21 protein-coding genes are annotated in these 24,565 nt (G+C 72.3%); 11 read left to right on the top strand and 10 right to left on the bottom strand.

The annotated features are described in order from the left end of the window. Nucleotides 1–66 precede the first annotated feature (66 nt). From N6H00_RS09380 to N6H00_RS09370, 3 genes are all read left to right on the top strand, one after another. Nucleotides 67–2,295, top strand: coding sequence for a molybdopterin oxidoreductase family protein (locus N6H00_RS09380; RefSeq protein WP_268971131.1), 2,229 nt, complete (start codon nt 67–69; stop codon nt 2,293–2,295). A 150-nt stretch (nt 2,296–2,445) separates the two neighbouring features. Next, nucleotides 2,446–3,906, top strand: coding sequence for a CitMHS family transporter (locus N6H00_RS09375; protein WP_268971130.1), 1,461 nt, complete (start codon nt 2,446–2,448; stop codon nt 3,904–3,906). A 3-nt stretch (nt 3,907–3,909) separates the two neighbouring features. Then, nucleotides 3,910–5,211: an MFS transporter gene (locus tag N6H00_RS09370; protein WP_268971129.1), complete on the top strand. Its 1,302-nt coding sequence runs from the start codon at nt 3,910–3,912 to the stop codon at nt 5,209–5,211. Nucleotides 5,212–5,375: 164 nt separating this feature from the next. Here the strand turns inward: N6H00_RS09370 and N6H00_RS09365 are convergent, their stop codons facing one another. Continuing rightward, complete coding sequence (locus N6H00_RS09365) at nt 5,376–5,894, bottom strand: DUF402 domain-containing protein (RefSeq protein WP_268971128.1); 519 nt, start codon at nt 5,892–5,894, stop codon at nt 5,376–5,378. An 83-nt stretch (nt 5,895–5,977) separates the two neighbouring features. Here N6H00_RS09365 and N6H00_RS09360 point away from each other — a divergent pair, with 83 nt between their 5' ends. Next, nucleotides 5,978–6,613: a TetR/AcrR family transcriptional regulator gene (locus N6H00_RS09360; RefSeq protein ID WP_268971127.1), complete on the top strand. Its 636-nt coding sequence runs from the start codon at nt 5,978–5,980 to the stop codon at nt 6,611–6,613. A gap of 53 nt (nt 6,614–6,666) precedes the next feature. On the opposite strand, the gene N6H00_RS09355 is transcribed toward N6H00_RS09360, so the two are convergent. Both N6H00_RS09355 and N6H00_RS09350 read right to left on the bottom strand, forming a co-directional pair. Further along, nucleotides 6,667–7,128, bottom strand: a complete 462-nt coding sequence (locus tag N6H00_RS09355; protein ID WP_268971126.1) for a MaoC family dehydratase — start codon at nt 7,126–7,128, stop codon at nt 6,667–6,669. A gap of 168 nt (nt 7,129–7,296) precedes the next feature. After that, nucleotides 7,297–7,908: a hypothetical protein gene (locus N6H00_RS09350; RefSeq protein WP_268971125.1), complete on the bottom strand. Its 612-nt coding sequence runs from the start codon at nt 7,906–7,908 to the stop codon at nt 7,297–7,299. A 201-nt stretch (nt 7,909–8,109) separates the two neighbouring features. On the opposite strand from N6H00_RS09350, the gene N6H00_RS09345 reads away from it, so the two are divergent. Continuing rightward, the gene (locus N6H00_RS09345; RefSeq protein WP_268971124.1) at nt 8,110–10,959 is read left to right on the top strand and encodes a penicillin acylase family protein; all 2,850 of its coding nucleotides are present in this window, start codon (nt 8,110–8,112) and stop codon (nt 10,957–10,959) included. Nucleotides 10,960–11,044: 85 nt separating this feature from the next. Here the strand turns inward: N6H00_RS09345 and N6H00_RS09340 are convergent, their stop codons facing one another. Continuing rightward, on the bottom strand, nt 11,045–12,382 hold the full coding sequence (locus N6H00_RS09340) for a serine-threonine protein kinase (protein ID WP_268971123.1): 1,338 nt from the start codon (nt 12,380–12,382) through the stop codon (nt 11,045–11,047). Between the two features lie 310 nt (nt 12,383–12,692). On the opposite strand from N6H00_RS09340, the gene N6H00_RS09335 reads away from it, so the two are divergent. From N6H00_RS09335 to N6H00_RS09320, 4 genes are all read left to right on the top strand, one after another. Next, nucleotides 12,693–13,733, top strand: a complete 1,041-nt coding sequence (locus N6H00_RS09335; RefSeq protein WP_268971122.1) for a LysR family transcriptional regulator — start codon at nt 12,693–12,695, stop codon at nt 13,731–13,733. Between the two features lie 144 nt (nt 13,734–13,877). Further along, entirely contained in the window at nt 13,878–14,687 is an 810-nt protein-coding gene (locus tag N6H00_RS09330; RefSeq protein WP_268971121.1) for an SDR family oxidoreductase, read from the top strand. Between the two features lie 60 nt (nt 14,688–14,747). Further along, nucleotides 14,748–16,391: an AMP-binding protein gene (locus N6H00_RS09325; RefSeq protein ID WP_268971120.1), complete on the top strand. Its 1,644-nt coding sequence runs from the start codon at nt 14,748–14,750 to the stop codon at nt 16,389–16,391. Between the two features lie 38 nt (nt 16,392–16,429). Continuing rightward, nucleotides 16,430–17,023, top strand: a complete 594-nt coding sequence (locus N6H00_RS09320) for a TetR/AcrR family transcriptional regulator (RefSeq protein WP_268971119.1) — start codon at nt 16,430–16,432, stop codon at nt 17,021–17,023. 77 nt (nt 17,024–17,100) lie between these two features. On the opposite strand, the gene N6H00_RS09315 is transcribed toward N6H00_RS09320, so the two are convergent. Continuing rightward, nucleotides 17,101–18,315 carry an acyl-CoA dehydrogenase family protein gene (locus N6H00_RS09315; RefSeq protein WP_268971118.1) on the bottom strand — a complete coding sequence of 405 codons (1,215 nt, stop codon included), beginning with the start codon at nt 18,313–18,315 and terminating at the stop codon, nt 17,101–17,103. A gap of 6 nt (nt 18,316–18,321) precedes the next feature. Then, nucleotides 18,322–19,344, bottom strand: a complete 1,023-nt coding sequence (locus N6H00_RS09310; protein WP_268971117.1) for a phosphotransferase family protein — start codon at nt 19,342–19,344, stop codon at nt 18,322–18,324. A 157-nt stretch (nt 19,345–19,501) separates the two neighbouring features. Here N6H00_RS09310 and N6H00_RS09305 point away from each other — a divergent pair, with 157 nt between their 5' ends. Continuing rightward, nucleotides 19,502–20,428, top strand: coding sequence for an NADP-dependent oxidoreductase (locus N6H00_RS09305; RefSeq protein ID WP_268971116.1), 927 nt, complete (start codon nt 19,502–19,504; stop codon nt 20,426–20,428). A gap of 44 nt (nt 20,429–20,472) precedes the next feature. On the opposite strand, the gene N6H00_RS09300 is transcribed toward N6H00_RS09305, so the two are convergent. From N6H00_RS09300 to N6H00_RS09285, 4 genes are all read right to left on the bottom strand, one after another. Continuing rightward, on the bottom strand, nt 20,473–20,811 hold the full coding sequence (locus N6H00_RS09300; RefSeq protein WP_268971115.1) for a DUF202 domain-containing protein: 339 nt from the start codon (nt 20,809–20,811) through the stop codon (nt 20,473–20,475). An 18-nt stretch (nt 20,812–20,829) separates the two neighbouring features. Beyond that, entirely contained in the window at nt 20,830–21,222 is a 393-nt protein-coding gene (locus N6H00_RS09295; RefSeq protein ID WP_268976886.1) for a YidH family protein, read from the bottom strand. Between the two features lie 89 nt (nt 21,223–21,311). Beyond that, nucleotides 21,312–21,848: an NUDIX domain-containing protein gene (locus N6H00_RS09290; RefSeq protein WP_268971114.1), complete on the bottom strand. Its 537-nt coding sequence runs from the start codon at nt 21,846–21,848 to the stop codon at nt 21,312–21,314. Between the two features lie 29 nt (nt 21,849–21,877). Further along, nucleotides 21,878–22,651 (bottom strand): hypothetical protein, encoded by a 774-nt coding sequence (locus N6H00_RS09285; RefSeq protein ID WP_268971113.1) that lies wholly within the window; start codon nt 22,649–22,651, stop codon nt 21,878–21,880. Nucleotides 22,652–22,883: 232 nt separating this feature from the next. Here N6H00_RS09285 and N6H00_RS09280 point away from each other — a divergent pair, with 232 nt between their 5' ends. Next, nucleotides 22,884–24,539 carry an FAD-binding dehydrogenase gene (locus N6H00_RS09280; protein ID WP_268971112.1) on the top strand — a complete coding sequence of 552 codons (1,656 nt, stop codon included), beginning with the start codon at nt 22,884–22,886 and terminating at the stop codon, nt 24,537–24,539. Nucleotides 24,540–24,565: the final 26 nt, after the last annotated feature.

Here is a 24,565-nt window from a genome sequence, read left to right as displayed (position 1 = left end):
CCAGTCGGTATGGTGAGCGGGTCCCGCGCGTCAGCGCCGCCTCGCCGCCGTCCCCGGGAGGGACCCATGAGCACCGCCCTGCGCATCTGCCCGCTCTGCGAGGCCACCTGCGGGCTGACCCTGACGATCGACGAGGGGAGGGTCACCGGGGCGCGCGGCGATCGGGAGGACGTCTTCAGCCGTGGCTTCATCTGCCCCAAGGGCGCCTCGTTCGGGGAGCTCGACGCCGACCCCGACCGGCTGCGGCGTCCCCTCGTGCGCCGCGCCGGGCGCCTTGAGGAGACCGGCTGGGACGAAGCGTTCGCCGTCGTCCAGGAGAGGCTGGCGCCCCTGCTGCGCGAGTACGGACCGCAGGCGGCGGGGATCGTGCTCGGCAACCCCAACGTGCACACCGTGGCCGGAGGGCTCTATCCGCCGCAGCTGCTCGGCGCGCTGCGCACCCCCAACGTCTTCACCGCCAGCACCCTCGACCAGATGCCCAAGCACGTCTCCAGCGGGCTGCTGTACGGCGACGCGGGCGCGCTCCCGGTGCCCGATCTGGACCGTACGGACCATCTGCTGATACTCGGCGCCAACCCGCTGGACTCGGGCGGCAGTCTGTGCACGGCCCCCGACTTCCCCGGCCGGCTGCGGGCGTTGCGGCGGCGCGGCGGCCGGTTGGTGGTGGTCGACCCCCGGCGCACCCGTACGGCCGCGCTGGCCGACCGCCATGTGGCGATCCGGCCCGGTACGGACGTCCTGCTGCTCTTCGCCATGGTGCAGGTGCTGTTCGCCGAGGACCTGGTGGCACCGGGCCCGCTCGCCGAGCACATCAGCGGTGTGGCGGAGGTGGGGCGGCTGGCCGAGGACTTCCCGCCGGAGGCGGTGGCCGCGGCGTGTGATGTGCCCGCCGAGGAGATCCGCACCCTCGCCCGTGAGCTGGCCGCCGCGCCCAGGGGCGTGGTGTACGGGCGGGTCGGCTCCACCACGGTCGAGTTCGGCACCCTCACCAGCTGGCTGGTCGATGTGGTCAACGTGCTCATCGGACAGCTCGACCGGCCCGGCGGCATGATGTTCCCGCTGGGCGCGACCGGCCGGCGGGAGCGCCCGGCGCGGCCGGGGAAGGGGTTCGCGCTGGGCCGCTGGCGCAGCAGGGTCAGCGGGCACCCCGAGGCCAAGGGGGAACTGCCCGTCGCCGCGCTCGCCGAGGAGATCGAGACACCGGGCGAGGGGCGGATACGGGCGCTGCTGGCGATCGCGGCCAACCCCGTGCTCTCCGCGCCGGACGGCGACCGCCTCGACCGGGCGCTGGCCGGGCTCGACTTCATGGTCAGCGTCGATCCGTATCTCAACGAGACCTCGCGCCACGCCCATGTGGTGCTGCCGCCGCCCCCGCCCAGCCGCAGCCCCCACTTCGACTACGCCTTCAACAGCCTGTCCGTGCGCAACCAGGTCCGCTACAGCCGCCCCGCCATCCCGCTGGAGGCGGACCGGATGAGCGAGTGCGAGATCCTGGCGCGGCTGGTGCTGTGCGTGAGCGGACGAGGCGGTACCGACCCGGCGGCCGTGGACGCGCTGGCCATCGAGCAGACGCTCGGCAAGGAGACCGCCGATCCGGCGTCCCCGGTGTACGGACGCGAGCCCGCCGGGCTGGCCGCGCGGCTGACCGGGGTGGACGGCGCCGAGCGCCGGCTGGACATGATGCTGCGGCTGGGGCCGTACGGCGACGGGTTCGGCGCCGATCCCGACGGGCTGAGCCTGGAGAAGCTGCTCGCCCATCCGCACGGCATCGACCTGGGGCCGCTGCGGCCGCGGCTGCCCGGACTGCTGAAGACCCGCAGCGGCACGGTCGAGCTGTGCCCGGAGCCGCTGGCCGCCGATGTGGCCCGGCTGCGCCGGGCGCTGGCCGACCGGCCCTCGGGGCTGCTGCTGGTCGGCCGCCGCCATCTGCGGTCCAACAACAGCTGGATGCACAACGTCCCGGCCCTGATGGGCGGCAGCAACCGCTGCACCCTCCAGGTGCACCCCGAGGACGCCGCCCGGCTGGGCCTGGCCGACGGCGGCCTGGCGCGGGTCAAGGGCGACGGCGGAGAACTGGAGGTGCCGGTCGAGGTGACGGACGCGGTACGCACCGGCGTGGTGAGCCTGCCGCACGGCTGGGGCCATGACCGTCCCGGTGTCCGGCTCTCCGTGGCCGGGGCCCGTCCCGGCGTCAACGTCAACCAGCTCATCGACGGCTCACGGCTGGACCCGCTCTCCGGTACGGCGGTGCTCAACGGTCATCCGGTGCAGGTCTCGCCCATGCCGCCACGCTGAGGCCACTGCGCTGACACCACTGCACTGACCTGGGGTTTTGCGCTTATTGCTCGCATGTCAAGGTCTTGTTAACGGAAAGTTGCCGCACCTAACGTCACCTCGACCGCCAATAACTGGGGGAGTTCGAAGGCGAACGTGAGGTAGCCAACTATGCTGACCGTCCTCGGCTTCGTCATGATCGCGACATTCCTTGTCCTGATCATGATGAAGAAGATGTCCCCGATGGGTGCCCTGGTGCTCATCCCCGCGCTGTTCTGCGTGCTCGTCGGGAAGGGGGCGCATCTCGGGGACTACGTTCTCGACGGCGTCGGCGATCTCGCCCCCACGGCCGCCATGCTGATGTTCGCCATCATCTACTTCGGGGTGATGATCGACGTCGGCCTCTTCGATCCGATCGTCCGGCTCATCCTGCGGTTCTGCAAAGCGGATCCGATGCGGATCGTGGTGGGCACCGCGATCCTCGCGGCGGTCGTCTCGCTCGACGGCGACGGCTCCACCACCTTCATGATCACCGTGTCGGCCATGGTGCCGCTCTACCGGCGGCTGAAGATGAGCCTGGTGGTGATGACCGGTGTCGCGGCCATGGCCAACGGCGTGATGAACACGCTGCCCTGGGGCGGCCCGACCGCCCGTGCCGCCACCGCGCTCAAGGTCGACGCGGGCGACATCTTCGTACCGATGATCCCGGCCCTCGCGGTCGGACTGCTCTTCGTCATCGCCCTCTCCTACGGCCTGGGTCTGCGGGAGCGCAAGCGCCTGGGCGTGCTGACGCTGGACGAGGTCACCGCGGGCGACCCCGAGCAGGTGCTGGTCGGCGCGGGCTCCGGCACCAAGGGCGAGGGCGGCGGCAAGGCCGCCAAGGGCGGCCGCGCGGCACACGCCTCGGACGCCTCCGATGCCTCCGACGCTTCGGACGGCTCGCACGGCTCGCACGTCTCCGGCGTCTCCGGCGCCTCCGAGGACGACGAGTTCAAGGGGCTCGACCCCCACCGCGCCACCCTGCGCCCCAAGCTCTACTGGTTCAACGCGGCCCTGACCATCGCCCTGCTGACCCTGATGATCATGGAAGTCCTGCCGATCCCGGTCCTCTTCCTCCTCGCCGCCGCGATCGCGCTCACCGTCAACTTCCCGCAGATGAGCGACCAGAAGGCCCGGATCGCCGCGCACGCCGAGAACGTCGTCAACGTCTCCGGGATGGTCTTCGCCGCCGCCGTCTTCACCGGCGTCCTCACCGGCACCGGCATGGTCGAGCACATGGCCCGCTGGCTGGTCGACAGCGTCCCCGACGGCATGGGCCCGCACATGGCCGTGGTCACCGGTGTGCTGTCCATCCCGCTCACCTACTTCATGTCCAACGACGGCTTCTACTTCGGCATCGTGCCGATCCTCGCCGAGGCCGGGGCCGCGCACGGGGTCTCCGCGCTGGAGATCGCCCGCGCCTCGATCACCGGACAGGCCCTGCACATGTCGAGCCCGCTGGTCCCCGCCGTCTACGTCCTCGTGGGCATGGCGAAGGTCGAATTCGGCGACCACACCCGGTTCACCGTGAAATGGGCGGCGCTCACCTCGCTGGTGGTGCTCGCCGCGGCTCTGGCCTTCGGCATCATCTGATCCATGGAGAGTTCGAAGCCCGGGAGGGGCTGGCTGCTGCGCCTGGTCATCGCCTTTTCGTTCACCCAGGGGGCGGTCAGCATGGCGCGGCCGGCCGTCTCCTACCGGGCGCTGGCACTCGGCGCCGACGCCCGCGCGGTCGGTGTGATCGCCGGTGTCTACGCCCTGCTGCCGCTGTTCGCCGCCGTACCGCTGGGACGGCGCACCGACCACGGGCGGTGCGCCCCGCTGCTGCCCGTCGGGGTCGCGCTCATCGCCACCGGCTGTGCGCTCAGCGGCACGGCCGGTTCGCTGCCCGAGATGGCCGCGTGGAGCGGGGTGATGGGCCTGGGCCATCTGTCGTTCGTCATCGGCGCCCAGTCCATCGTGGCCCGCCAGAGCGGACCGGACGAACAGGACCGCAACTTCGGCCACTTCACCATCGGCGCCTCGCTCGGCCAGCTCATCGGGCCCATCGCGGCCGGGCTGGTGGTCTCCGAACAGGACGGGGCGATGGGGCGCACCAGCGCGGCCGCGCTGTTCGTGTCCGCCGCCCTCGCGGCCTTCTCCGTCACCTCGCTGTGGCGCATCGAGCGCCGCCCGGACGGTACGCGGGCGACGGCCGCGCCCGCCGGGGAGACCGCCGCCCGGCGGGTGCCGGTGCGCGGGATCCTGACCACCCGCGGTGTCGCCTCCGGCATGTTCATCAGCCTCGCCGTGCTCTCCGCCACCGACATCCTCACCGCCTATCTGCCGGTGGTCGGCGAACAGCGCGGGATCTCGCCCGCGGTCGTCGGTGTGCTGCTCAGCCTGCGCGCCACCGCCACCGTGGTCTGCCGGCTCGCCATCACCCCGATGATCCGGCTGATGGGCCGCACCGTCCTGATGGCCGTCAGCTGTCTGGGCGCCGCGCTGCTGTGCACGGGCATCGCCCTGCCGGTGCCCGCCTGGGCGCTCGGGGTGCTGCTGGCCGGACTCGGCTTCTGCCTCGGCGTCGGACAGCCGCTGTCGATGACGACCGTCGTCCAGGCCGCCCCGGAGGGGGCGCGCAGCACGGCCCTCGCGCTGCGGCTGACCGGCAACCGCCTCGGCCAGGTCGCCGCGCCCGCCTCCGCCGGTGTGCTCGCGGGGCTCGTGGGCACGGCCGCCCCCTTCGTCATGCTGGGCGGACTGCTCCTGATATCGGCGGCGATCGCCGTACGGCCACTGCGCGAACGCTCGGCCGCGGACCCCGCCGCGGACCCCGCCGGGGGCCCGCCCGTGCCGGGGAAGCGGCATACGGAAGGGTCCTCGGCCGCGCCCGGCACGGGCCGCCCGCCCGGGTGAGACGACGTTTCCCGGCGAGGCGACGTCCCTTGGTGGGGTGGCGCCCACCGGTGAGGCGATGTCCAACGCTGAGGTGGCGGCCCCCGGTCAGGCTGCGTCCCCGCTGAGGTGGCGGCCCCCGGTGAGGCCGCGTCCCCGGTGAGGCCGCGTCCCTGGTGGGGCCGTCAGCGCCGCTCGCCGTCGACCATGCCCAGCCACTGCCCGCAGGCGGTCCCGAACGGCTCGGCGCGCCCGTCGACCGCCTCCATCAGCCACCGCCCCGCCGCCTCGGCCTCCGCTATGACGTCCGCCGGATAGCCGTACCGCACCTGGTGCTCGGCGAACTCGTCCTGGTCGACCATCCGGGTCGCGCCGTCCGTCCGCTCGCGGATGACGTCGAGGTCCAGGTCCACCATGGTCACCTCGTAGGGGGAGACCCACTCGGGCGGCGTGGTGATGTCGCAGTAGATCTCGGTCTCCCGGGGCGGGGCGTTGAACACCGCCGTCCACCACGCGTCGCGCGGGAAGAGGAGCACATGCGCGCACTCGAGCAGGATCGGGGGACGGTACCCCTTGCGCGTCACCGCCCCGGCCGGCAGCCCCAGCCATACGCCGTGGTCGTCCTCGCCCAGTCTGCGCATCCGCTGATTCCAGTGCAGAGTGCCGTCGTACTTGCGGTAGTTGACCTGGACCAGTTGTGACATGGGGGGGATCCTAGTCCGAGTGGCGGGACGACGATCCGGACATCTCCTAAGCGCTTGCTCACTCTCCGTGTAGGGTGTCCGCCATGGACGCGGAGCCGAAGAACACCGGGGGCAAGGCCGAGCCCTGGGGCGACATCACCCCTGACGCCGCCCGGCGGCTGGTGAGCGCCGCCGTGCACGCCTTCGCGGAGCGCGGCTACCACGCCACCACCACCCGGGACATCGCGAGCCGCGCCGGAATGAGCCCGGCCGCCCTCTACATCCACTACAAGACCAAGGAAGAGCTGCTCTACCAGATCAGCAAGGTCGGCCATGAGCGGGCCCTGGGGATCGTGGAGCGGGCGCGGGACGGCGGTGGCAGCCCGGCCGAGCGGCTCGCCGAGGCGGTGCGCTCCTTCGTCCGCTGGCACGCCGAGCACCATACGACCGCGCGGGTGGTGCAGTACGAGCTCGGCGCGCTCGCCGAGGAGCACCATGCCGAGGTCATCGCCGTCCGCAGGGCCACGGACGGGGCGGTGCGCTCGATCATCGAGGACGGGGTGAAGGAGGGCGTCTTCGACGTCGCGGACGTGCGCGGCACCACGGTCGCCGTGCTGTCCCTGTGCATCGACGTCGCCCGCTGGTTCAACGCCCGCGGGCGCAGCACCCCCGACGAGGTCGGCGACCTCTACGCGGGTCTGGTGCTGCGCATGGTGGGGGCCTCGGGGCGGCAGCCGTAGGGGCCGTCAGCGGTAGGGCCGCCGGCCGTAGGGGCCACCGGCAGCGGTAACCGTCAGCCGTAGTAGCGGACCACGGACTCCGCCACGCACACCGGCTTGTCGCCGCCCTCCCGCTCCACGGTCACCGTCAGCGTCATCTGCACCCCGTCCTTGACCTCGGCGACCTCCACGATCCGGCCGGTGGCGCGCAGCCGGGAGCCCACCGGGACGGGGGAGGGGAAGCGGACCTTGTTCACGCCGTAGTTGATGCCCATCCGCACACCCTCGACCCGCAGCAGCTGCGGGGTGAACGACGGCAGCAGGGACAGCGTCAGATAGCCGTGCGCGATCGTGGTGCCGAACGGGCCGGCCGCCGCCTTCTCCGCGTCCACGTGGATCCACTGGTGGTCGCCGGTCGCGTCGGCGAACAGATCGATGCGCTTCTGGTCGATCTCCAGCCAGTCGCTGGGGCCGAGTTCCGCGCCGGCCGCGGACCGCAGCTCATCGGGCGAGGTGAAGATCCTGGGCTCTGTCATGCGTGCCTCCCGGGCAGCCACGTACTAAGCGACTGCTCAGCATGCTCGGCTGCCCGGCGCCCTGTCAACGCGGCCCGCGCCGACGCGGTCGTCAGGGATGTCGGCGCTCGCCGGCCGCCCGGTGCGGGGACTCCGGCGAGCGCTCCTCCGGCCGGGGAAGGCCGGGTGTCATACGGTGGCGTACCGGCTCATCCGCGCCGCGCGCCGGGCCGCCGCCAGGGCCTCGGTGGTCAGCAGCGGCAGCGGCACCACGATGCCGCAGTCCTGGCAGACCGGCCCGGCCGACGGATAGCGGTCCAGGTCCTCGCGCCAGACCAGGTCCGGTCGCGCGCAGACCGGACAGGCCGAGCCCGGACCCGACTCCATCGCCGCGATCAGCCGTCGCAGCACGTCGGCGAGGCGGCCGTCGGGATGGGCCTGGGGGGATTCGCAGGGAATGATGTCGCATCCGCCCCAGGTGCGCAGATGCCAGTCGTCGACGGCGCTCGGCTGGCGGATGCCGAGGAATTTCTCCTGCCGGCGCCGGGCGGCGAAGTCCGCCTCGTACGCGAGCCACAGCGTGCGGGCCTCCTCGAGCTCCGCCAGGGCCGTGAGCAGCCGCAGGGGGTCCGGCCTACGGTCCTCCGGGATGATCCCGGAACGGGCGCATAGATGGTGCCAGGTCGCCCGGTGCCCGTACGGCGCGAACCGCTCCAGGCATTTGCGCAGCGATGTGCGCCGGGCGGTGATGTGTCTGCGTGGATTGCGAACCTCACGTGCAAGTGCTCTGAAACCGGCCACTTCTTACCACCTCCGCGAGTGCGGACCCGACTCGTTGTCGAATGGACGTAACGCAGCGCGATCCGGATCCATCGAATTCCCCGGATCTTCTCCGGCAGTCCTCACTCGGCCGCCGTGGCCACGAAGTTGACGTCCGCTCATCTTCCGGGCCGGTAATACCGCCGGTAACCTCCGTCGCGACGGCAACCGGGAGGAGCGCACATGCGACGACGAACCCCCAGGCCCATCAGACCCCGCAAGCTCACCAGTACCGTGCTCGCCGCGGCCGCCGCACTCGGCCTCGGCGTCGCCCTCGCGGCCCCGGTGCCGCAGCCGGCCCGTGCGGAGCCCGCCGCGGCGGCCGCCACCGACTACTGCGGCGGCCAGTGCTCCGACATCCTCCCGCCGGGTGCGACCGGCAACGCCACGCTCGCCGACATCCTCGCCAACCGGGTGCTGGGCACCCATCCCGAGCACAGCACCGACCAACTCGGCCGCTACGGCGACCTGGCGAGCGGCTACCCCGCCCTCACCGACGACAAGCTGACCGACTTCTTCAACGACTCCTCCTTCGGCGTCCCCGCCGGCCAGGTCGCCTCCGTGACCAAGCCACGCGACGACGTCACGATCACCCGTGACAAGAAGACCGGTGTCCCGCACATCCAGGGCACCACCCGCGAGGGCACCGAGTTCGGCGCCGGATACGCCGCGGCCCAGGACCGGCTGTGGCTGATGGACCTCTTCCGCCACGTGGGGCGCGGCGAACTGACCTCCTTCGCCGGCGGCGCCGCCGCCAACCAGGGCCTGGAGCAGGACTTCTTCCGCCAGGCGCCGTACACCGAGGCCGACTACCAGGCGCAGATCGACTACATCCTCGGCCACGGCGGAGAGCGCGGACGCCAGGCGCTGGCCGACGCCCAGGCGTATGTCGACGGCATCAACGCCTACGCCAAGAAGGCCAAGGACGGCCGGTACTTCCCCGGGGAGTACGTGCTCACCGGCCATATCGACGCGATCACCAACGCCGGTGAGATCCAGCCGTTCAAGCTCACCGACCTGATCGCCCTCGCCTCCGTGGTCGGGGCCCTCTTCGGCAACGGCGGGGGCGGCGAGGTGGAGGGCGCGCTCTCGCTGCTCGCCGCCCAGCAGAAGTACGGCCTCGCCGAGGGCACCGAGGTGTGGGAGTCCTTCCGGGAGCGCAACGACCCCGAGGCGGTGCTGACCGTGCGCGACGGCAGCTTCCCGTACGCGGACAAGCCCGCCACGCCCAAGGGCGTCGCGCTGCCCGACCCCGGCTCGGTCACCGCCGAACAACTCGTCTACGACCGCGAGGGCGGCGCCACCACAGCCGGCAAAGCCGACAGCAAGGACCGCACCGAGGCCGAGGGCCCCGCGTCACTCGAACCGCTGCGCGGCATCTACGACGACGGGGTGCTGCCCCGCGATCTGTTCAGCCGCAAGAAGGGCATGTCCAACGCGCTGGTGGTCTCCGGCAAGTACACCGCCAGCGGCCACCCGATGGCCGTCTTCGGCCCGCAGACCGGCTACTTCGCCCCGCAGCTGCTGATGCTCCAGGAGCTCCAGGGCCCGGGGATCAGCGCCCGCGGTGCCTCCTTCGCGGGCGTGGGGATGTACGTCCAGCTCGGCCGCGGCCAGGACTACGCCTGGAGCGCCACCACCTCCGCCCAGGACATCACCGACACCTACGCGGTCGAGCTGTGCTCCCCGGACGGCTCCGCGCCGTCCAAGGACGCCACGTACTACCGCTACCACGGCGCCTGTCTGCCGATGGAGAAGCTGGAGCGGCGCAACGCCTGGAAGCCCACCCTCGCCGACTCCACCGCCGCCGGCTCGTACCGGATGCAGGTCTACCGGACCAACTACGGACTGGTGACCCACCGCGCGACGGTCGACGGCACACCGGTGGCCTATACCGTGCTGCGCTCCACCTACCGCCACGAGGCCGACTCCATCATCGGCTTCCAGATGCTCAACGACCCCGGCTACGTGACCGACGCCGCGTCCTTCCAGAGCGCGACCCAGCACATCAACTACACCTTCAACTGGTTCTACGCCGACTCCCGGCAGACCGCCTACTACAACAGCGGACTCAACCCGGTGCGCGCCGCGGACGTGGACTCCTCGCTGCCGGTCCGGGCCCAGACCGCGTACGAGTGGCGGGACTTCGACCCCACGGCCAACACCGCCGCCGCCACCCCGCCCGCCGAACATCCGCAGTCCATCGACCAGGACTACTACATCAGCTGGAACAACAAGCTGGCCAAGGGCTACAGCGCGGCCGGCTTCGGCAACGGCTCGGTGCACCGCGGCAACCTCCTCGACGACCGGGTGCGCGCCCTGGTCCGCGAGGGCGGGGTCACCCGCGCCGCGCTCACCCGGGCCATGGCCGAGGCCGCCGTCACCGATCTGCGCGGCGAGGACGTGCTGCCGGAGCTGCTGAAGGTGCTGCGCTCGCAGCCCATCGACGACCCCGGCCTGGCCACCGCGGTGCAGCGGCTGGAGTCCTGGGCGGCGGCGGGCGCACAGCGCCGCGAGACCAGCGCCGGCTCGCACACCTACGGGCACGCCGACGCCGTACGGATCATGGACGCCTGGTGGCCGCTGCTGGTCGAGGCCGAGTTCGGACCCGGACTGGGCGATGACCTCTACGACGCCCTGCGCGCCAATCTGACGGTCGACGAAGCGCCCTCGGCCGGGCACGGCCCCACCGGCTCGCACGCCGGGTCCTCCTTCCAGTACGGCTGGTGGTCCTATGTCGACAAGGATCTGCGCACGGTCCTCGGCGAGGACGTGGCGGGCCCGCTGGCCCGGCCGTACTGCGGCGGCGGGGAGCTGAGCGCCTGCCGGGACGCCCTGCTGACGAGTCTGAGGACGGCCGTGGCCAAGACCCCCGCCCAGGTCTACCCCGGCGACGACAACTGCTCGGCGGGCGACCAGTGGTGCGCCGACGCCATCATCCAGCGGCCGGTCGGCGGGCTGACCCACAACAAGATCAGCTGGCAGAACCGGCCCACCTACCAGCAGGTCGTGGAGTTCCCGGCCCACCGCTGAGGCCACCGGGGCGGGACCTCGCACCCGACGAGGTCCCGCCCCTCCCGGCCGTGACAGGGCCGCCGCCCCGGCCGTCGCGGAACCGCTACCCGTCCCCGATCCGGCCGGCGCGCAGCACCACCTGGGCCAGCTCGGCATGGCAGATGTCGTTGTGCGCGCCGGCCGGCGGCACGCCGTGCCGGACGACCTCCGAGACATCGACGCTCACACAGCCCCCGGCCGGGAACGGCCCGTCCAGCGCCTCGGCCAGGTCCACGCGCCGGGAGCCGTCCACCGCGTGGATGCCGTCGTACCCGATCGCCCCCCAGCGGGTGTCGCCCGGCAACAGCGAGGCATCGTCCCCGGACACCCGCGACGCCACCGGGTACAGCAGGCCCAGCGCGGTGTCATGGCGCGAGTGGCAGGACACCACCGGCCCGGCCACCCGGTGCGGGGCGGTGCGCAGCGCACCGCCGCGCCCTGCGGCGTGCGGCAGCCGTTCGGCGAAGGCGTAGTGCGAGAAGGCCCCCTGGAGCAGGGTCACCGATGCCACCGTGGCGCTCCCGGGCAGCCCGGTCAGCGCGTACGACACCAGCCGGCCACCGAAGCTGTGGCCGATCAGATGGAGGCGCGGCGCGGACCGGGCGGCCGCCAGCGCGCCGAGCGCCGGTCCCAGACCTTCCCGCCCGACCGTGCCGGCCCGCCGCTTCATCACGTAGTACGTGCCCTGGCGGAGCAGCTCGTGCGCCCCGTCCCAGAGCCCGTCGAGCCCGCTGTCGAGGAGGGCGCGGTCCTCGGTGCCGGTCCTCCCGCGGTCCTCGGTGTCGGTTTTCCCGCGCGCCTCGGTGAGCGCGGCGGCGAACCGCTCGCAGACCTCCGCCACGTCCTCCCCGAACATCGCCGGTACGTCGTCGGCGTCCGTGTCCGCGTCTGTGTCCGCCGCGTGGCCGGCCGCGCCGGACAGCCCACGGACCCCGACCAGCCCGCGCATCAGCACCGCGAACTCGTCCAGCGCCGCGAGCCGTTCGGGCCGCTCGGCCAGCAGCTCGGCCAGGCGCGCCACGATCTGCTGCCGCCCGGGGAAGACCGTCTCCAGGGCTCGCCGGGTCTCCGCGTCGAGCCCCGGGCGGGCACCGGGTACCGGTTCGCGGGGGAAGCCCGCGAGCGACTCGTCGGCGAACCGCATCGACGGCCACACCACCCCCACATAGCCGAGGCGTGCCGGGCCCGTCTCGCCGAGCAGCTCCGGGAAGGGCGCGAAGAAGCGGTCGTAGAGCCGCGTGGCCATCGCCCGGGTGTTGTTCCAGCCGTGCGAGAACACCACCAGATCCGTGAGTTCCCGCTGCGCGGTCTGTTCCAGCAGCCGGTCCAGCTGCCGGACGTCGACGTCCCCGTCGGCGTCGAATCTCAGCTCCCAGTACGGCCGTACGCTCATCCCCGTCATTGCTGCTTCCCCTCGAATGGTCCGTTGTGCGTGTATCGTCCCAACTGCCCTGAGCGCTGGCCATACGACACGCATACGGTCGCCGTCGGACAATCGGCCAGCCGTTCGACTTACCCGGAATGGGCGGGCGGAACCTGGAATGCAGGACTCCGTAACCGCCGGGGGATACGTGGGGGATACAGAATTCCCGAATATCCATCGGAAGAATATCGCCGCTGTTCTCGGGATCAGTTCACCCAAAGTGCGCTGGACTATGCTGCGGACGGAAACGTCATTGGGGTGCCGAATACTCTTCGAGCGGAAGGCCGGAATGCCTGTAAAGGATCGGTGGCAGTACCCGACGGCGCTGCTGGACACCACGATGGACCAGCTCAGAACGCTGCTCGCGGTCCATGAGACGGGCACCGCGCTGGGCGCCGCCCGGCTGCTGGGGCGGGAACAGTCCAGTGTGCAGAAACAACTGGACACCCTGAACCGGAACTTCGGCGCGCTGTGCGGTGAGCCGCTGGTGGTCAAACGGGGCCGCAGCCGGAATGTGCTCTTCACCGCGACCGGGGAGTCACTGGCCACACTCGCGCGCGGCACCCTCGAAGACTGGCGGGAGGAGCTGTACGACGCCCGCCGCCGTCTCGGCAGCCGGCTCTGCGTCGGCTCCACCCGATACACCCTCGGCTTTCTGCTGAACGCGGTGGAGTTGGTGGCCGGGGAATTCGACCGCCGGGGGGTCGAGCTCAAGGTCGAGCATGTGCGCACCCGGGATCTGTTGCAGCGGCTCGACGCCAAGGAACTCGACCTGGTCTGCGGCAGCGTGCTCACCACGGCCGGCCGCGACGGCCGGCTCGACGGCTTCGAGGTGATGGAGTGGCGGCGCAGCGGGCTGTCCCTGGTCACCAACCTGGACGCCGGGGAACTGCCGGGCCCCTCGGTCCCGGTGGGCGAGCTGCCCCGGCTGCCGCTGGCCGTGTCGGCCGACGGTCTGATACCCGGCTTCCTGCGCGGCTGGTTCGGCGGCCGCTACCGCCAGGAGCTGAACATCGCGGCCGAGATCGACAATGTGCAGTACGGCCTGGAGCTGCTCTCCTCCGGCGTGCTGCGCGGCGGAGTGCTGGTCACCGAGGGCATCGGCGACGCGGTGGCCGACGGGCGGATCCGGGCCGGCGCCGGGCTGCGCACGCTGGAGCTGACCGACGGCATGGAGCCGGAGCTGGAAGTGCTGGTCGGGGTGTTCGTACGGGCCGGGGAGCGGACCGCGCAGGACGCCGGTCATCCGCTGAATGTGCTGTGGAACGCGCTCGCCGGGGAGAACGCCCGCTGGCGCAGCGTCATGCGCAAGAACGGACCCGGCCGGTAACCCACCGGTCATTCGCGGGGAGGTGGCGGGACCTCTTCCGTTCGCACATACCGACTGGTTAGTCTGCGCTGCGGAGCCGAACGGAACCGAGCCGATCGGAACCGAGCCGAACAGAACCGAGCCGATCCGAGGAGCGTTGCGATCGTGGGTACCGTGCGTGGGGCGCATGTCGTGGTCACCGGAGCGGGCGGCGGCATCGGCGCCGCCCTCGCCCGGCGCTTCACCGCCGAGGGCGCCCGGGTCGTGGTCAACGACCTCGACGTCGCCAAGGCCAAGGCCGTCGCCGAGGAGATCGGCGCGACCGCCGTCCCCGGTGACGCCTCCGGTGTCGTGCCCGCGGCCCGCGAGGCGCTCGACGGCACCATCGACATCTTCTGCGCCAACGCCGGCGTGGGCCACGACGGTGGCCCGGAGGCCGACGAGGAGCTGTGGCAGCAGTCCTGGGACGTCAATGTGATGGCCCATGTGCGGGCCGCCCGTGAACTGCTGCCCGAGTGGCTGGAGCGCGGCAGCGGCCGCTTCGTCGCCACCGTCTCCGCCGCCGGACTGCTCACCATGGTCGGCTCGGCGCCGTACAGCGTCTCCAAACACGCCGCGCTCGCCTTCGCCGAATGGCTCTCGGCCACCTACCGCCACCGCGGCATCGGCGTCCACGCCGTCTGCCCGCAGGGGGTGCGCACCGACATGCTGACCGCCTCCGGGACCGCCGGTGAGCTGGTGCTGGCGCCCACCGCGATCGAACCAGGACAGGTCGCCGACGCCGTCCTCGCGGGCATCGCCGAGGAGCGCTTCCTGATCCTTCCGCACCCCGAGGTGGCCCGCCACTACGCGGCCCGCGCCGGTGACACCGACCGCTGGCTGGGCGGTATCAACAAGCTCCAGCGCAAGCTCGAAGCGATCGAAGCGGCACCCGGTGCCTCCGGGACATCCGGGGCCTCCGGGACATCCGGCTGACTCCGCGCCCGGTACCTCTCCCACCGCCACCCTCACCCCCACCAGACAGGGCCGCACCCCATGACCTCGTACCAGGACAAGCCATGGCTCGCGCAACTCACTGAGGCACAGCGCCGGCCGATCACCCCGAGGCCGAGTCCGCTGCACGCGTTCCGGGACGCCGTGCGCACCTCACCCGGCCACCCGGCACTCGCCTACTTCGACGGACGGCTGACCTACCAGGAGGTCGACGAGCTCTCCGACGGCATAGCCGGCCATCTCACCGAACGCGGCTTCCGGCCCGGCGACCGGCTCGCCATCATGCTCCAGAACACCCCGCACTTCGTGCTCGCGCTGCTGGGCGCGTGGAAGGCGGGCGGTACGGTCGTCCCCGTCAACCCCATGTACAAGGGCGCGGAGCTGGCGCACATCCTGGGCGACGCCGAGGTCAGCGCCCTGGTCTGCGCCCGCCACGCCTGGGAGGACTACATACGCGAGACGGCCGCCGCGTCCCCGGTGCGCATCGCGCTCACCGCCGACGCCCGCGACCTCCAGACCCGCGACGACGAGCGGGTGCTGCGCGATGCGCCGATCCCCGTCCCCGAGGACACCGAGGACCTCCTCGTCGCCGCCCGCGCCGGAGCCCGCCCGCCGTCCCTCGCCGCACCGGGCCCCGATGACATCGCGCTGATCAGCTACACCTCCGGGACCAGCGGCACCCCCAAGGGAGCCACCAACACCCACGGCAACATCTCCTACAACGCCGACCGGCAGCACCTCCTCCATGAGCTGCCCGCCGGTTCCACGCTGTTCGCGCTGGCCCCGCTCTTCCACATCACCGGCATGGTCTGCCAGCTGTGCGCGTGCATCGCCGGGGCGGGCACCCTCGCCCTGACCTACCGCTTCGAGACCGGGGTCGTCCTCGACGCCTTCGCCGAGTACCGTCCCGTCTACACCGTGGGCCCCTCCACCGCCTTCATGGCGCTGATGGCCCATCCGCAGGCCACCCGCGACCACTTCTCGTCCTTCCGGATCATCTCCTCCGGCGGCGCCCCGCTGCCGCCCGCGCTGGTCGAACGGTTCCAGACCACCCTCGGCCCGTATCTGCACAACGGCTACGGGCTCACCGAGTGCACCGCGCCCTGCGCCAGCGTCCCGCCCGGCGTCCGCGCCCCCGTCGACCCGGCCTCCGGCACCCTCGCCGTCGGCGTCCCCGGCGCCGACACCGTGGTGCGCATCGTGGACGACGCGGGCGAGGACGTGCCGTTCGGCCGACAGGGCGAGATCGTCGTCCGCGGCCCGATGGTGGTGCCCGGCTACTGGCGGCGCCCGGAGGCGACCGCGGCCGCCCTCCCCGACGGCGAGCTGCGCACCGGCGACATCGGCTTCATGGACGAGGGCGGCTGGCTGTACGTGGTCGACCGCAAGAAGGACATGATCAACGCCTCGGGCTTCAAGGTGTGGCCGCGCGAGGTCGAGGACGTGCTCTACACCCACCCCGCCGTGCGGGAGGCGGCCGTCGTCGGCAAACCCCACGCCTACCGCGGCGAGACGGTCAAGGCGTATGTCAGTCTCCGGCCAGGGGCCGAGGCCACACCGGACGAGCTGTCCGCGTACTGTGCGGAGCGGCTGGCCGCGTACAAGTACCCGCGCGAGGTGGAGATCCTGCCCGAGCTGCCGAAGACGACCAGTGGCAAGATCCTCCGGCGCGAGCTGCGAGGATAAGAGGGAAAGAGAAAAGAGGAAGAGAACGGGTGGCGACCATGGGCAGAGCGACCGACGGCGGCGGACAGCCGGTGCCACAGCGGCTGCTGGCCGCTGCCACCCGCCTCTTCGCCGAGCGCGGTTACGACCGGACGTCCGTACAGGAGATCGTCGAGGCGGCAGGCGTCACCAAGGGCGCGCTCTACCACTACTTCGGCTCCAAGGACGATCTGCTCCATGAGATCTACGGCCGGGTGCTCCGGCTCCAGCAGGAGCGCCTGGACGCCTTCGCGGACGCGGACGCGCCGGTGGAGCGGCGGCTGCGCGACGCGGCGGCCGATGTCGTGGTCACCACCATCGAGAACCTCGACGACGCCACCATCTTCTTCCGGTCCATGCACCAACTCAGCCCGGAGAAGCACAAGCAGGTGCGCGCCGAGCGCCGCCGCTACCACGAGCGGTTCCGCGCGCTGATCGAGGAGGGCCAGCGGACCGGGGTGTTCAGCTCCCGGACCCCGGCCGATCTGGTGGTGGACTACCACTTCGGCTCGGTCCACCACCTGGGCACCTGGTACCGGCACGGCGGGCCGCTGGGCGCCCAGGAGGTCGCCGACCATCTGGCCGACCTGCTGCTCCGCGCGCTGCGGCCCTGAGCGGATCGTGACACCCACGGGTGTGGGGCGCCTGCCCGGCAGGCGCCCCACACCCGTTTCCGTCAGCGTCTACTGGTCTACTGGTAGCGCTTCAACTCCCGGCGGGCCAGCGAGCGTTGGTGCACCTCGTCCGGGCCGTCGGCGAGCCGCAGGGTACGGGCCGCGGCCCACAGCTCGGCCAGCGGGAAGTCCTGGCTGACCCCGCCCGCGCCGTGCAGCTGCACCGCCCGGTCCAGGATGTCCACCACCGTGCGCGGGGTCGCGATCTTGATCGCCTGGATCTCGGTGTGGGCCTCGCGGTTGCCCACCGTGTCCATCAGCCAGGCCGTCTTCAGCACCAGCAGCCGCAGCTGCTCGACCGCCACCCGCGCGTCCGCGATCCACTCCTGCACCTGGCCCTGCCGGCCGAGCGCCTTGCCGAAGGCCGTACGGTCCACGGCCCGCCGGCACATCAGCTCGATCCCGCGCTCGGCCATGCCGATCAGCCGCATGCAGTGGTGGATCCGGCCGGGGCCGAGACGGGCCTGGGCGATGGCGAAACCGCCGCCCTCCTCCCCGATGAGGTTGCTCACCGGCACCCGCACCCGGTCGAAGACCACCTCGGCGTGGCCGCCGTGGTAGTGGTCCTCGTAGCCGTACACCCGCATCGCCCGCCGCACCTCGACCCCCGGGGTGTCGCGCGGGACCAGCACCATCGACTGCTGACGGCGCACATCGGCGCCCTCCGGGTCGGTCTTGCCCATCACGATGAAGATCTTGCAGTCGGGGTTCATCGCCCCGGAGATGTACCACTTGCGCCCGGTGATGACGTAGTCGTCGCCATCGCGCTCGATCCGGGTCTCGATATTGGTCGCGTCGGACGAGGCCACCTCGGGCTCGGTCATCGCGAAGGCCGACCGGATCTCCCCCGCGAGCAGCGGCTCCAGCCACTGCTTGCGCTGCCGCTCGTCGCCGAACTGGGCGAGCACCTCCATGTTGCCGGTGTCGGGGGCGGCGCAGTTCAGCGCCGTGGGGGCCAGCTGGGGGCTGTGACCGGTGATCTCGGCGAGCGGGGCGTACTGGAGATTGGTCAGCCCCGCGCCGTACTCGGCGTCGGGCAGGAACAGGTTCCACAGCCCCTGGCGGCGGGCCTCGGCCTTGAGCTCCTCGACGATCGGCGGGGTGAGCCACGGGGAGTCCAGCCGGGCCCGCTGCTCCTCCACGACCGCCTCCGCCGGATGGACGTGCTCGTCCATGAAGGCGAGCAGTTTGGCGCGCAGCTCTTCGGTCCTGGCGTCGAATGCGAAGTCCATGCGGGATCAGCTCTCCTGGAGGGTGGTGAGGCCGTGGTCGATGAAGGCGGGGACGATGTCGCCGATGCGGTCGAAGCCCGCACCGACGGTCCGACCGAGGGTGAAGCGGTAGTGGATGCCCTCGAGGATCACCGCCAGCTTGAAGTAGGCGAACGCGGTGTACCAGGAGACGGCGCCGACATCGCGCCCCGAACCCTCGGCATAGCGCTGGATCAGCTCGTCCGTGGCGGGGTGGCCGGGGGCGCCCTGGGTGGAGGAGATGGGGGCGTCGGCGAGCTGCGGATGACCGCTGTACATCACGATCAGCCCGAGATCGGTCAGCGGATCGCCGAGCGTGGACATCTCCCAGTCGAGGATCGCCGTGATCCGGTCGTCGGCGTTCACCAGGACGTTGTCGAGGCGGTAGTCGCCGTGCACCACCGTGGGGGAGGGGGAGACCGGCAGCGCCTTGGCGAGCCGGGTGTGCAGCTCGTCGATCCCCGGCAGCTCGCGGCTGCGCGAAGCCTCCAGCTGCTTGCCCCAGCGGCGCAGCTGCCGCTCCAGGAACCCCTCCGGACGCCCGAAGTCGCCGAGCCCGACCTCGGCCGGGTCGACGGAGTGCAGCGCCACCAGCGTATCGACGAGGGAGAGGACGACCTCACGGGTGCGCTCCGGCCCGATCGCGGCCAGCTGCCCGGCGCTGCGGTACGGGGTGCCCTCGACGAACTCCATGACGTAGAAGGGCGACCCGATGACCGTCTCGTCCTCGCACAGCAGCACCGGCTCCGGCACCGGCACCGACGTCGGGTGCAGCGCGCTGATCACCCGGTGTTCGCGCGCCATGTCATGGGCGGTGGCGAGCACATGGCCCAGCGGCGGACGCCGGACGACCCAGCGGGACGCGCCGTCGGTGACGGTGTAGGTGAGATTCGAACGGCCGCCTTCGATCAGCTCGGCGCTCAGCGGCCCGCGCACCAGCCCCGCCCGTTCGCGGTCGAGGTGGGCACGGAGCCGCTCGAGGTCGAGCCCTGGGGGATTGCCTGCGTTCATCGCGCCTCTTCCTCGGTACTCGGGTAGGGGAAACGGGCGGACCGTCCCACCACATGATGCCGACCAGTCGGTATGTAGTCCAGTGGGTCTCGGCGACAGCGAGGGGGCGAGACCCGCGACCAACACGAGCAACACGAGAAAGGCGAGGAGTACCACCATGAAGGCCATCAGCTACCGCAGCTACGGCGGCCCCGAGGTCCTGGAGTACGGGGAGCGGCCGGAGCCCAAGGTCGGCCCCGACACCGTGCTGATCAGGGTCAAGGCGGCCGCCGTGAACCCCGTCGACTGGAAGACGCGGGCCGGCTACCTCGACCCCTTCCTGGACGCGGTCTTCCCGGTCATCCCCGGCTGGGACGTCTCCGGGGTCGTGGAGCGGACCGGTCCGGCGGTGACGGAGTTCCAGCCCGGCGACGAGGTGATCGGGTACGTACGGGAGGACTTCCTCTCCCGGGGCACCTGCGCCGAGTACGTGGCCGCGCCCATCCGCACCCTCGCCCGCAAACCGCGGAACCTCTCCTTCACACAGGCCGCGGGCATCCCCCTGGCGGGCCTGACCGCCTACCAGACACTGACGCGGGCGCTGAAGGCCGGTGAGGGGGACACCGTCCTGGTCCACGCGGCGGCGGGCGGGGTCGGCTCGATGGCGGTCCAGCTGGCCCGGCACATGGGCGCCCGCGTGATCGGCACCGCGAGCGAGCGCAACCACGCGTACCTGAGCGCGCTCGGCGCCGAACCGACCACGTACGGGGAGGGACTCGCCGACCGGGTCCGCGCCCTCGCCCCGAACGGGGTGGACGCGGTATTCGACCTGGTCGGCGGCGACGCCCTCACCGCCTCCCCCGAACTCCTCGCCCCCGGCGGCCGCCTGGCCTCCATCGCCGACCCCGCGGTCCTTGGCCTCGGCGGCCACTACGTCTTCGTCCGCCCCGACCCCGACGACCTCCAGGACCTCACCGACCTCGCCGAGCGCGGCGCCCTCGGCGTCGAGGTCGCCGAGGTCTTCCCCCTCCCGAAGACGGCCGACGCGCACCGGCTCAGCATGGAGGGCCACGTCAGGGGCAAGATCGCCATCACGGTGGACTGAGCGATCCGGGCGGCCCCGGGCGGGGGTGAAGCGCTGGGTGGGGCTCAGCGCAGGGTGGCCGCTCCCAGGAGGGCCAGGGCGAGGGTGCAGGTGACCGCGGCCGCGGCCGTCCGCGGGGACAGGGCGGGCGGCCGTGACGCGTTCATGGCCCGGATACGGCGGTGAGCCGACACCAGGAAGGCCAGCCAGGCCAGCACCACCAGGGCCAGGATCACGAGCGCTGCCGGGTCGGCACCGCCGTGCAAGGTCTGGCGCCCCGCGAGCGAGGCGGCCACCGCGCACGCCAGCGTCGTACGCCGCCAGGCCAGCCGCGTCCGCTCCGGCTGGAGCCCTGGGTCCCGGTCCTGCGTTCGTGTTCCGTCCGTTCTGTTCCCCTCGGGCATCGCCTCACACCTCCCGGCTCACCCGCCCCACCCGAAGGCGGCCACGATCACCATCAGCAGCGCGACCACCCCGACCGCGACGGCCAGCACCACCGGGAACCGGGACACCGGCAGGTCCTCGCCGCGTCGCATCGCCCGCTCGCAGCGCATCCAGTGGTTGATGGCCCGCAGCGCGCACATCGCACCGCCCGCCAGCAGGATGAGGGCCAGGGCCAGCCGCAGCGGCCGGCCCGTCCCCGGGAGGAACTGGTCGACCGCGAATCCGCCGCCGACCAGCGCCATCGCGGTGCGCAGCCACGCCAGGAAGGTCCGTTCGTTGGCGAGCGAGAAGCGGTAGTCGGGGGTGTCGCCCTCCGTCCGCAGCCGCTCGGGCGCGAACCACAGCCGCACCTCCGCGACGACGGAGGCCAGACCGCCGCCACGCGCATCGGCGGGCCCGGAGGCTTCCGGAGAGCCGGGCTCGGCGGGTTCGGCGGATTCGGTGGGTTCGGCGGACTCGGTCACGCTTCGAGCCTCTCACGGCGCCACTCCACCAGCCGCCGGTACGCCTCCCGCCCGTCCGGCACCCACTCCCACTCGGGCAGCCGGCGGGTCAGCTCCTCCTCGGTGAGGAAGGTGTGCCAGGCGACCTCCTCGACCTGCGGATCGACCGGCAGCTCGCAGCGCACCTCGTAGATCCGGCTCCACCAGGTGTGCTCGGGCGTCTCGTAGAGGAAGGAGAACAGCGGCACGGGCGCGGGCAGCCCCCGCACCCCCAGCTCCTCCTCAGCCTCGCGCAGCGCCGCCTCGTCGTAGCTCTCGCCCGCGCCGACGACCCCGCCGACGAACATGTCGTACAGCGACGGGAAGACCAGCTTCTCGGCGGTGCGGCGATGGACGAAGATCCGGCCCTGGGCGTCCCGCGCCTGGATGAAGACGCAGCGGTGCCGGAGTCGGTGGGCCATGGCGTCACCGCGTCGGGCCTGGCCCACCACGCGGTCCCGCTCGTCCACGATGTCCAGTAGTTCGTCGGCGGAACGCGGTTCCTGATCAGGCATACCGCCATACAAGCAGATCGCGGACGCGGTCAGCGGCGGTGGCCACCGCCGTAGCCGCCCCCGTGGCCGTTCCCGCCCCCGTGGCCGCCGCCATAGCCGCCGTAGCCGCCGCCGTGCCCGCGCCGACCGCGCCCGTCGCCCTGGCCCGTCCCGTAGGGCCCGGAGCCGCCGTCGTCGGCGTACTGCCTCGCCTGCTGCTCGACCCAGCGGTCGAACGCCTCCGCCGCGTCCTGCCAGTCCTCGTACCGCCCCGACCCCTGCGAAGCCCGGTCCGGCCAGGACGGGGCGGAGCGGTTCCCGCCGGACGAGGGGGTCCGGGGCCCGGCCGCCGGGGTGGAGCCGTCGGCCGGGGCCTGGGCCGTCGGCTGCGCGGTGGCGGGCCGCCGCGACTCGGGCTGCTCGGACTTCTCGGCGCGCGCACCGCGCAGCGGGGTGTCGCCCACCGCCGCCTCGGCGTACGGGACGGCCTGGCTGTCCGGCTCGTCGGGGGCGGCCGTGGCGGTGTGGTGCTCGGGGGCGGCCGACGCCTCGCGGGCGTCCTTGCCCAGGAACATCAGGAGCGCGGTGGCGGCGCCGGTGGCGGACAGCAGGATCGCCCCGGCGGCTGCCTTGCGCCGGTTGTCCACCGGGCGGTGGCGGGCGTGCCGGGGCCCGATCACCTCGCCGCGGAGCACCTGTGGCGCCTCGTCCGCGGGCGGTCCGGCCTCCAGGGGCTGCGGGCCGGGCGTGACGAGGGTCGGGTTCACCACGCGGCGTCCCACGGTGGGGGTCGGCCCTGAACGCTCAACGGAGCTGTCAGCCATGGTCGATGATGATGCACCGTCAGCCAAACCCTGTCCAATATCAGTGAACGATTGTGCCCTTTTGTTCGGCGCCGAGGTTTCGCCGCGCCGTCGGCACCACACCGACGGGCATGGGAGCGGCCGGAAACCGCTCCCATGCCGCGGGTTGACGCCGTACTGGCCGGTAGGCAGGATCGCGGTCACGACACCGCCGGCGGGCGTCGGCGGGCTCACGAGAACGGGACACCACACCATGGCGTACGACGCGGATGTGATCGTGGTCGGCGCGGGGCTCGCGGGCCTCGCGGCCACCGCCGAACTGGCCGACGCCGGCCGCAAGGTGATCCTGCTCGACCAGGAGCCCGAGCAGTCGCTCGGCGGCCAGGCCCACTGGTCCTTCGGCGGCCTCTTCCTCGTCGACTCACCCGAGCAGCGCCGCCTGCGCATCCGCGACAGCCGCGACCTCGCCTGGCAGGACTGGCTGGGCACGGCCGGGTTCGACCGCGAGGAGGACCACTGGCCGCGCCGCTGGGCCGAGGCGTACGTGGACTTCGCGGCGGGCGAGAAGCGGTCCTGGCTGCACGCCCAGGGGCTGCGGCTGTTCCCGCTCGTCGGCTGGGCCGAACGCGGCGGCTACGACGCGACCGGGCACGGCAACTCCGTGCCCCGCTTCCACATCACCTGGGGCACCGGCCCCGGCGTCGTCGCCCCCTTCGAGCGGCGGGTGCGCGCGGCCGCCGCCCGCGGCCTGGTCGACCTGCGCTTCCGGCACCGGGTGACGGGGCTGGGCCGCAGCGCGGGCACGGTCGACACGGTCACCGGCGACATCCTGGAGCCCAGCCGTGCCGAGCGCGGCACCGCCAGCGGCCGCGAGGTCACCGGCGCCTTCGAACTGCGCGCCCAAGCCGTGATCGTCACCTCCGGCGGCATCGGCGGCAACCACGACCTCGTCCGCGCCAACTGGCCCGAGCGGCTCGGCTCCCCGCCCGAGCGGATGATCTCCGGGGTTCCGGCCCATGTGGACGGCAAGATGCTGGGCATCGCCGAGGCCGCCGGCGGACGGATCATCAACCGCGACCGGATGTGGCACTACACCGAGGGCATCGAGAACTGGAACCCGATCTGGCCCCGGCACGGCATCCGCATCCTGCCCGGCCCGTCCTCGCTGTGGTTCGACGCCCGTGGCAACCGGCTGCCGGTGCCGCTCTTCCCCGGCTTCGACACCCTCGGCACGCTCGAGCACATCATGCGGACCGGCTACGACCACACCTGGTTCGTGCTCACCCGGAAGATCATCGAGAAGGAGTTCGCGCTCTCCGGCTCCGAACAGAACCCGGACCTCACCGGCAAGAGCGTCCGCGAGGTGATCGGCCGTGCGCGGGCCGGCGTCCCGGGCCCGGTCCAGGCGTTCATGGACCACGGCGCGGACTTCATCGTGGAGCGGTCGCTGACGGCGCTGGTCCGGCGGATGAACGAGCTCACCAAGGAGCCGCTCATCGACGAGGCCGGGCTGCGGCGGGAGATCGTCGCCCGGGACCGCGAGATCGCCAACCCCTACACCAAGGACCTCCAGGTGACCGCCCTGCGCGGCACCCGCAACTATCTGGGCGACCGGCTGATCCGCACCGCCGCCCCGCACCGCATCCTCGACCCCAAGGCGGGTCCGCTGATCGCCGTGCGCCTGCACATCCTGACCCGCAAGACGCTCGGCGGCCTGGAGACGGACCTCTCCTCCCGCGTCCTGACCGAGGGCGGCGAACCGCTGCCCGGCGTCTACGCGGCCGGGGAGGCGGCGGGCTTCGGCGGCGGGGGCGTGCACGGCTACCGCTCCCTGGAGGGCACCTTCCTGGGCGGCTGCCTCTTCTCGGGCCGCACGGCGGGCCGCGCGGCGGCCAAGGCGGTGTCCTGACCTCCGGCGGACGGTCAGACCGACGC

Source organism: Streptomyces sp. S465, from assembly GCF_026898115.1.
GTDB classification, from domain to species: Bacteria; Actinomycetota; Actinomycetes; order Streptomycetales; family Streptomycetaceae; genus Streptomyces; species Streptomyces luomodiensis.
This window is presented reverse-complemented; position numbering and strand designations above follow the sequence as displayed.

Excerpts from the sequence above, each read along its gene's own strand:
- N6H00_RS09320 (WP_268971119.1), top strand. The coding sequence starts at position 16,430 with ATGGGCAGAGCGACCGACGGCGGCGGACAGCCGGTGCCACAGCGGCTG.
- N6H00_RS09375 (WP_268971130.1), top strand. The coding sequence starts at position 2,446 with ATGCTGACCGTCCTCGGCTTCGTCATGATCGCGACATTCCTTGTCCTG.
- N6H00_RS09340 (WP_268971123.1), bottom strand. The coding sequence starts at position 12,382 with ATGACGGGGATGAGCGTACGGCCGTACTGGGAGCTGAGATTCGACGCC.
- N6H00_RS09300 (WP_268971115.1), bottom strand. The coding sequence starts at position 20,811 with ATGCCCGAGGGGAACAGAACGGACGGAACACGAACGCAGGACCGGGAC.
- N6H00_RS09365 (WP_268971128.1), bottom strand. The coding sequence starts at position 5,894 with ATGTCACAACTGGTCCAGGTCAACTACCGCAAGTACGACGGCACTCTG.
- N6H00_RS09360 (WP_268971127.1), top strand. The coding sequence starts at position 5,978 with ATGGACGCGGAGCCGAAGAACACCGGGGGCAAGGCCGAGCCCTGGGGC.
- N6H00_RS09370 (WP_268971129.1), top strand. The coding sequence starts at position 3,910 with ATGGAGAGTTCGAAGCCCGGGAGGGGCTGGCTGCTGCGCCTGGTCATC.
- N6H00_RS09315 (WP_268971118.1), bottom strand. The coding sequence starts at position 18,315 with ATGGACTTCGCATTCGACGCCAGGACCGAAGAGCTGCGCGCCAAACTG.
- N6H00_RS09325 (WP_268971120.1), top strand. The coding sequence starts at position 14,748 with ATGACCTCGTACCAGGACAAGCCATGGCTCGCGCAACTCACTGAGGCA.
- N6H00_RS09355 (WP_268971126.1), bottom strand. The coding sequence starts at position 7,128 with ATGACAGAGCCCAGGATCTTCACCTCGCCCGATGAGCTGCGGTCCGCG.
- N6H00_RS09285 (WP_268971113.1), bottom strand. The coding sequence starts at position 22,651 with ATGGCTGACAGCTCCGTTGAGCGTTCAGGGCCGACCCCCACCGTGGGA.
- N6H00_RS09310 (WP_268971117.1), bottom strand. The coding sequence starts at position 19,344 with ATGAACGCAGGCAATCCCCCAGGGCTCGACCTCGAGCGGCTCCGTGCC.
- N6H00_RS09335 (WP_268971122.1), top strand. The coding sequence starts at position 12,693 with ATGCCTGTAAAGGATCGGTGGCAGTACCCGACGGCGCTGCTGGACACC.
- N6H00_RS09280 (WP_268971112.1), top strand. The coding sequence starts at position 22,884 with ATGGCGTACGACGCGGATGTGATCGTGGTCGGCGCGGGGCTCGCGGGC.
- N6H00_RS09380 (WP_268971131.1), top strand. The coding sequence starts at position 67 with ATGAGCACCGCCCTGCGCATCTGCCCGCTCTGCGAGGCCACCTGCGGG.
- N6H00_RS09345 (WP_268971124.1), top strand. The coding sequence starts at position 8,110 with ATGCGACGACGAACCCCCAGGCCCATCAGACCCCGCAAGCTCACCAGT.
- N6H00_RS09305 (WP_268971116.1), top strand. The coding sequence starts at position 19,502 with ATGAAGGCCATCAGCTACCGCAGCTACGGCGGCCCCGAGGTCCTGGAG.
- N6H00_RS09290 (WP_268971114.1), bottom strand. The coding sequence starts at position 21,848 with ATGCCTGATCAGGAACCGCGTTCCGCCGACGAACTACTGGACATCGTG.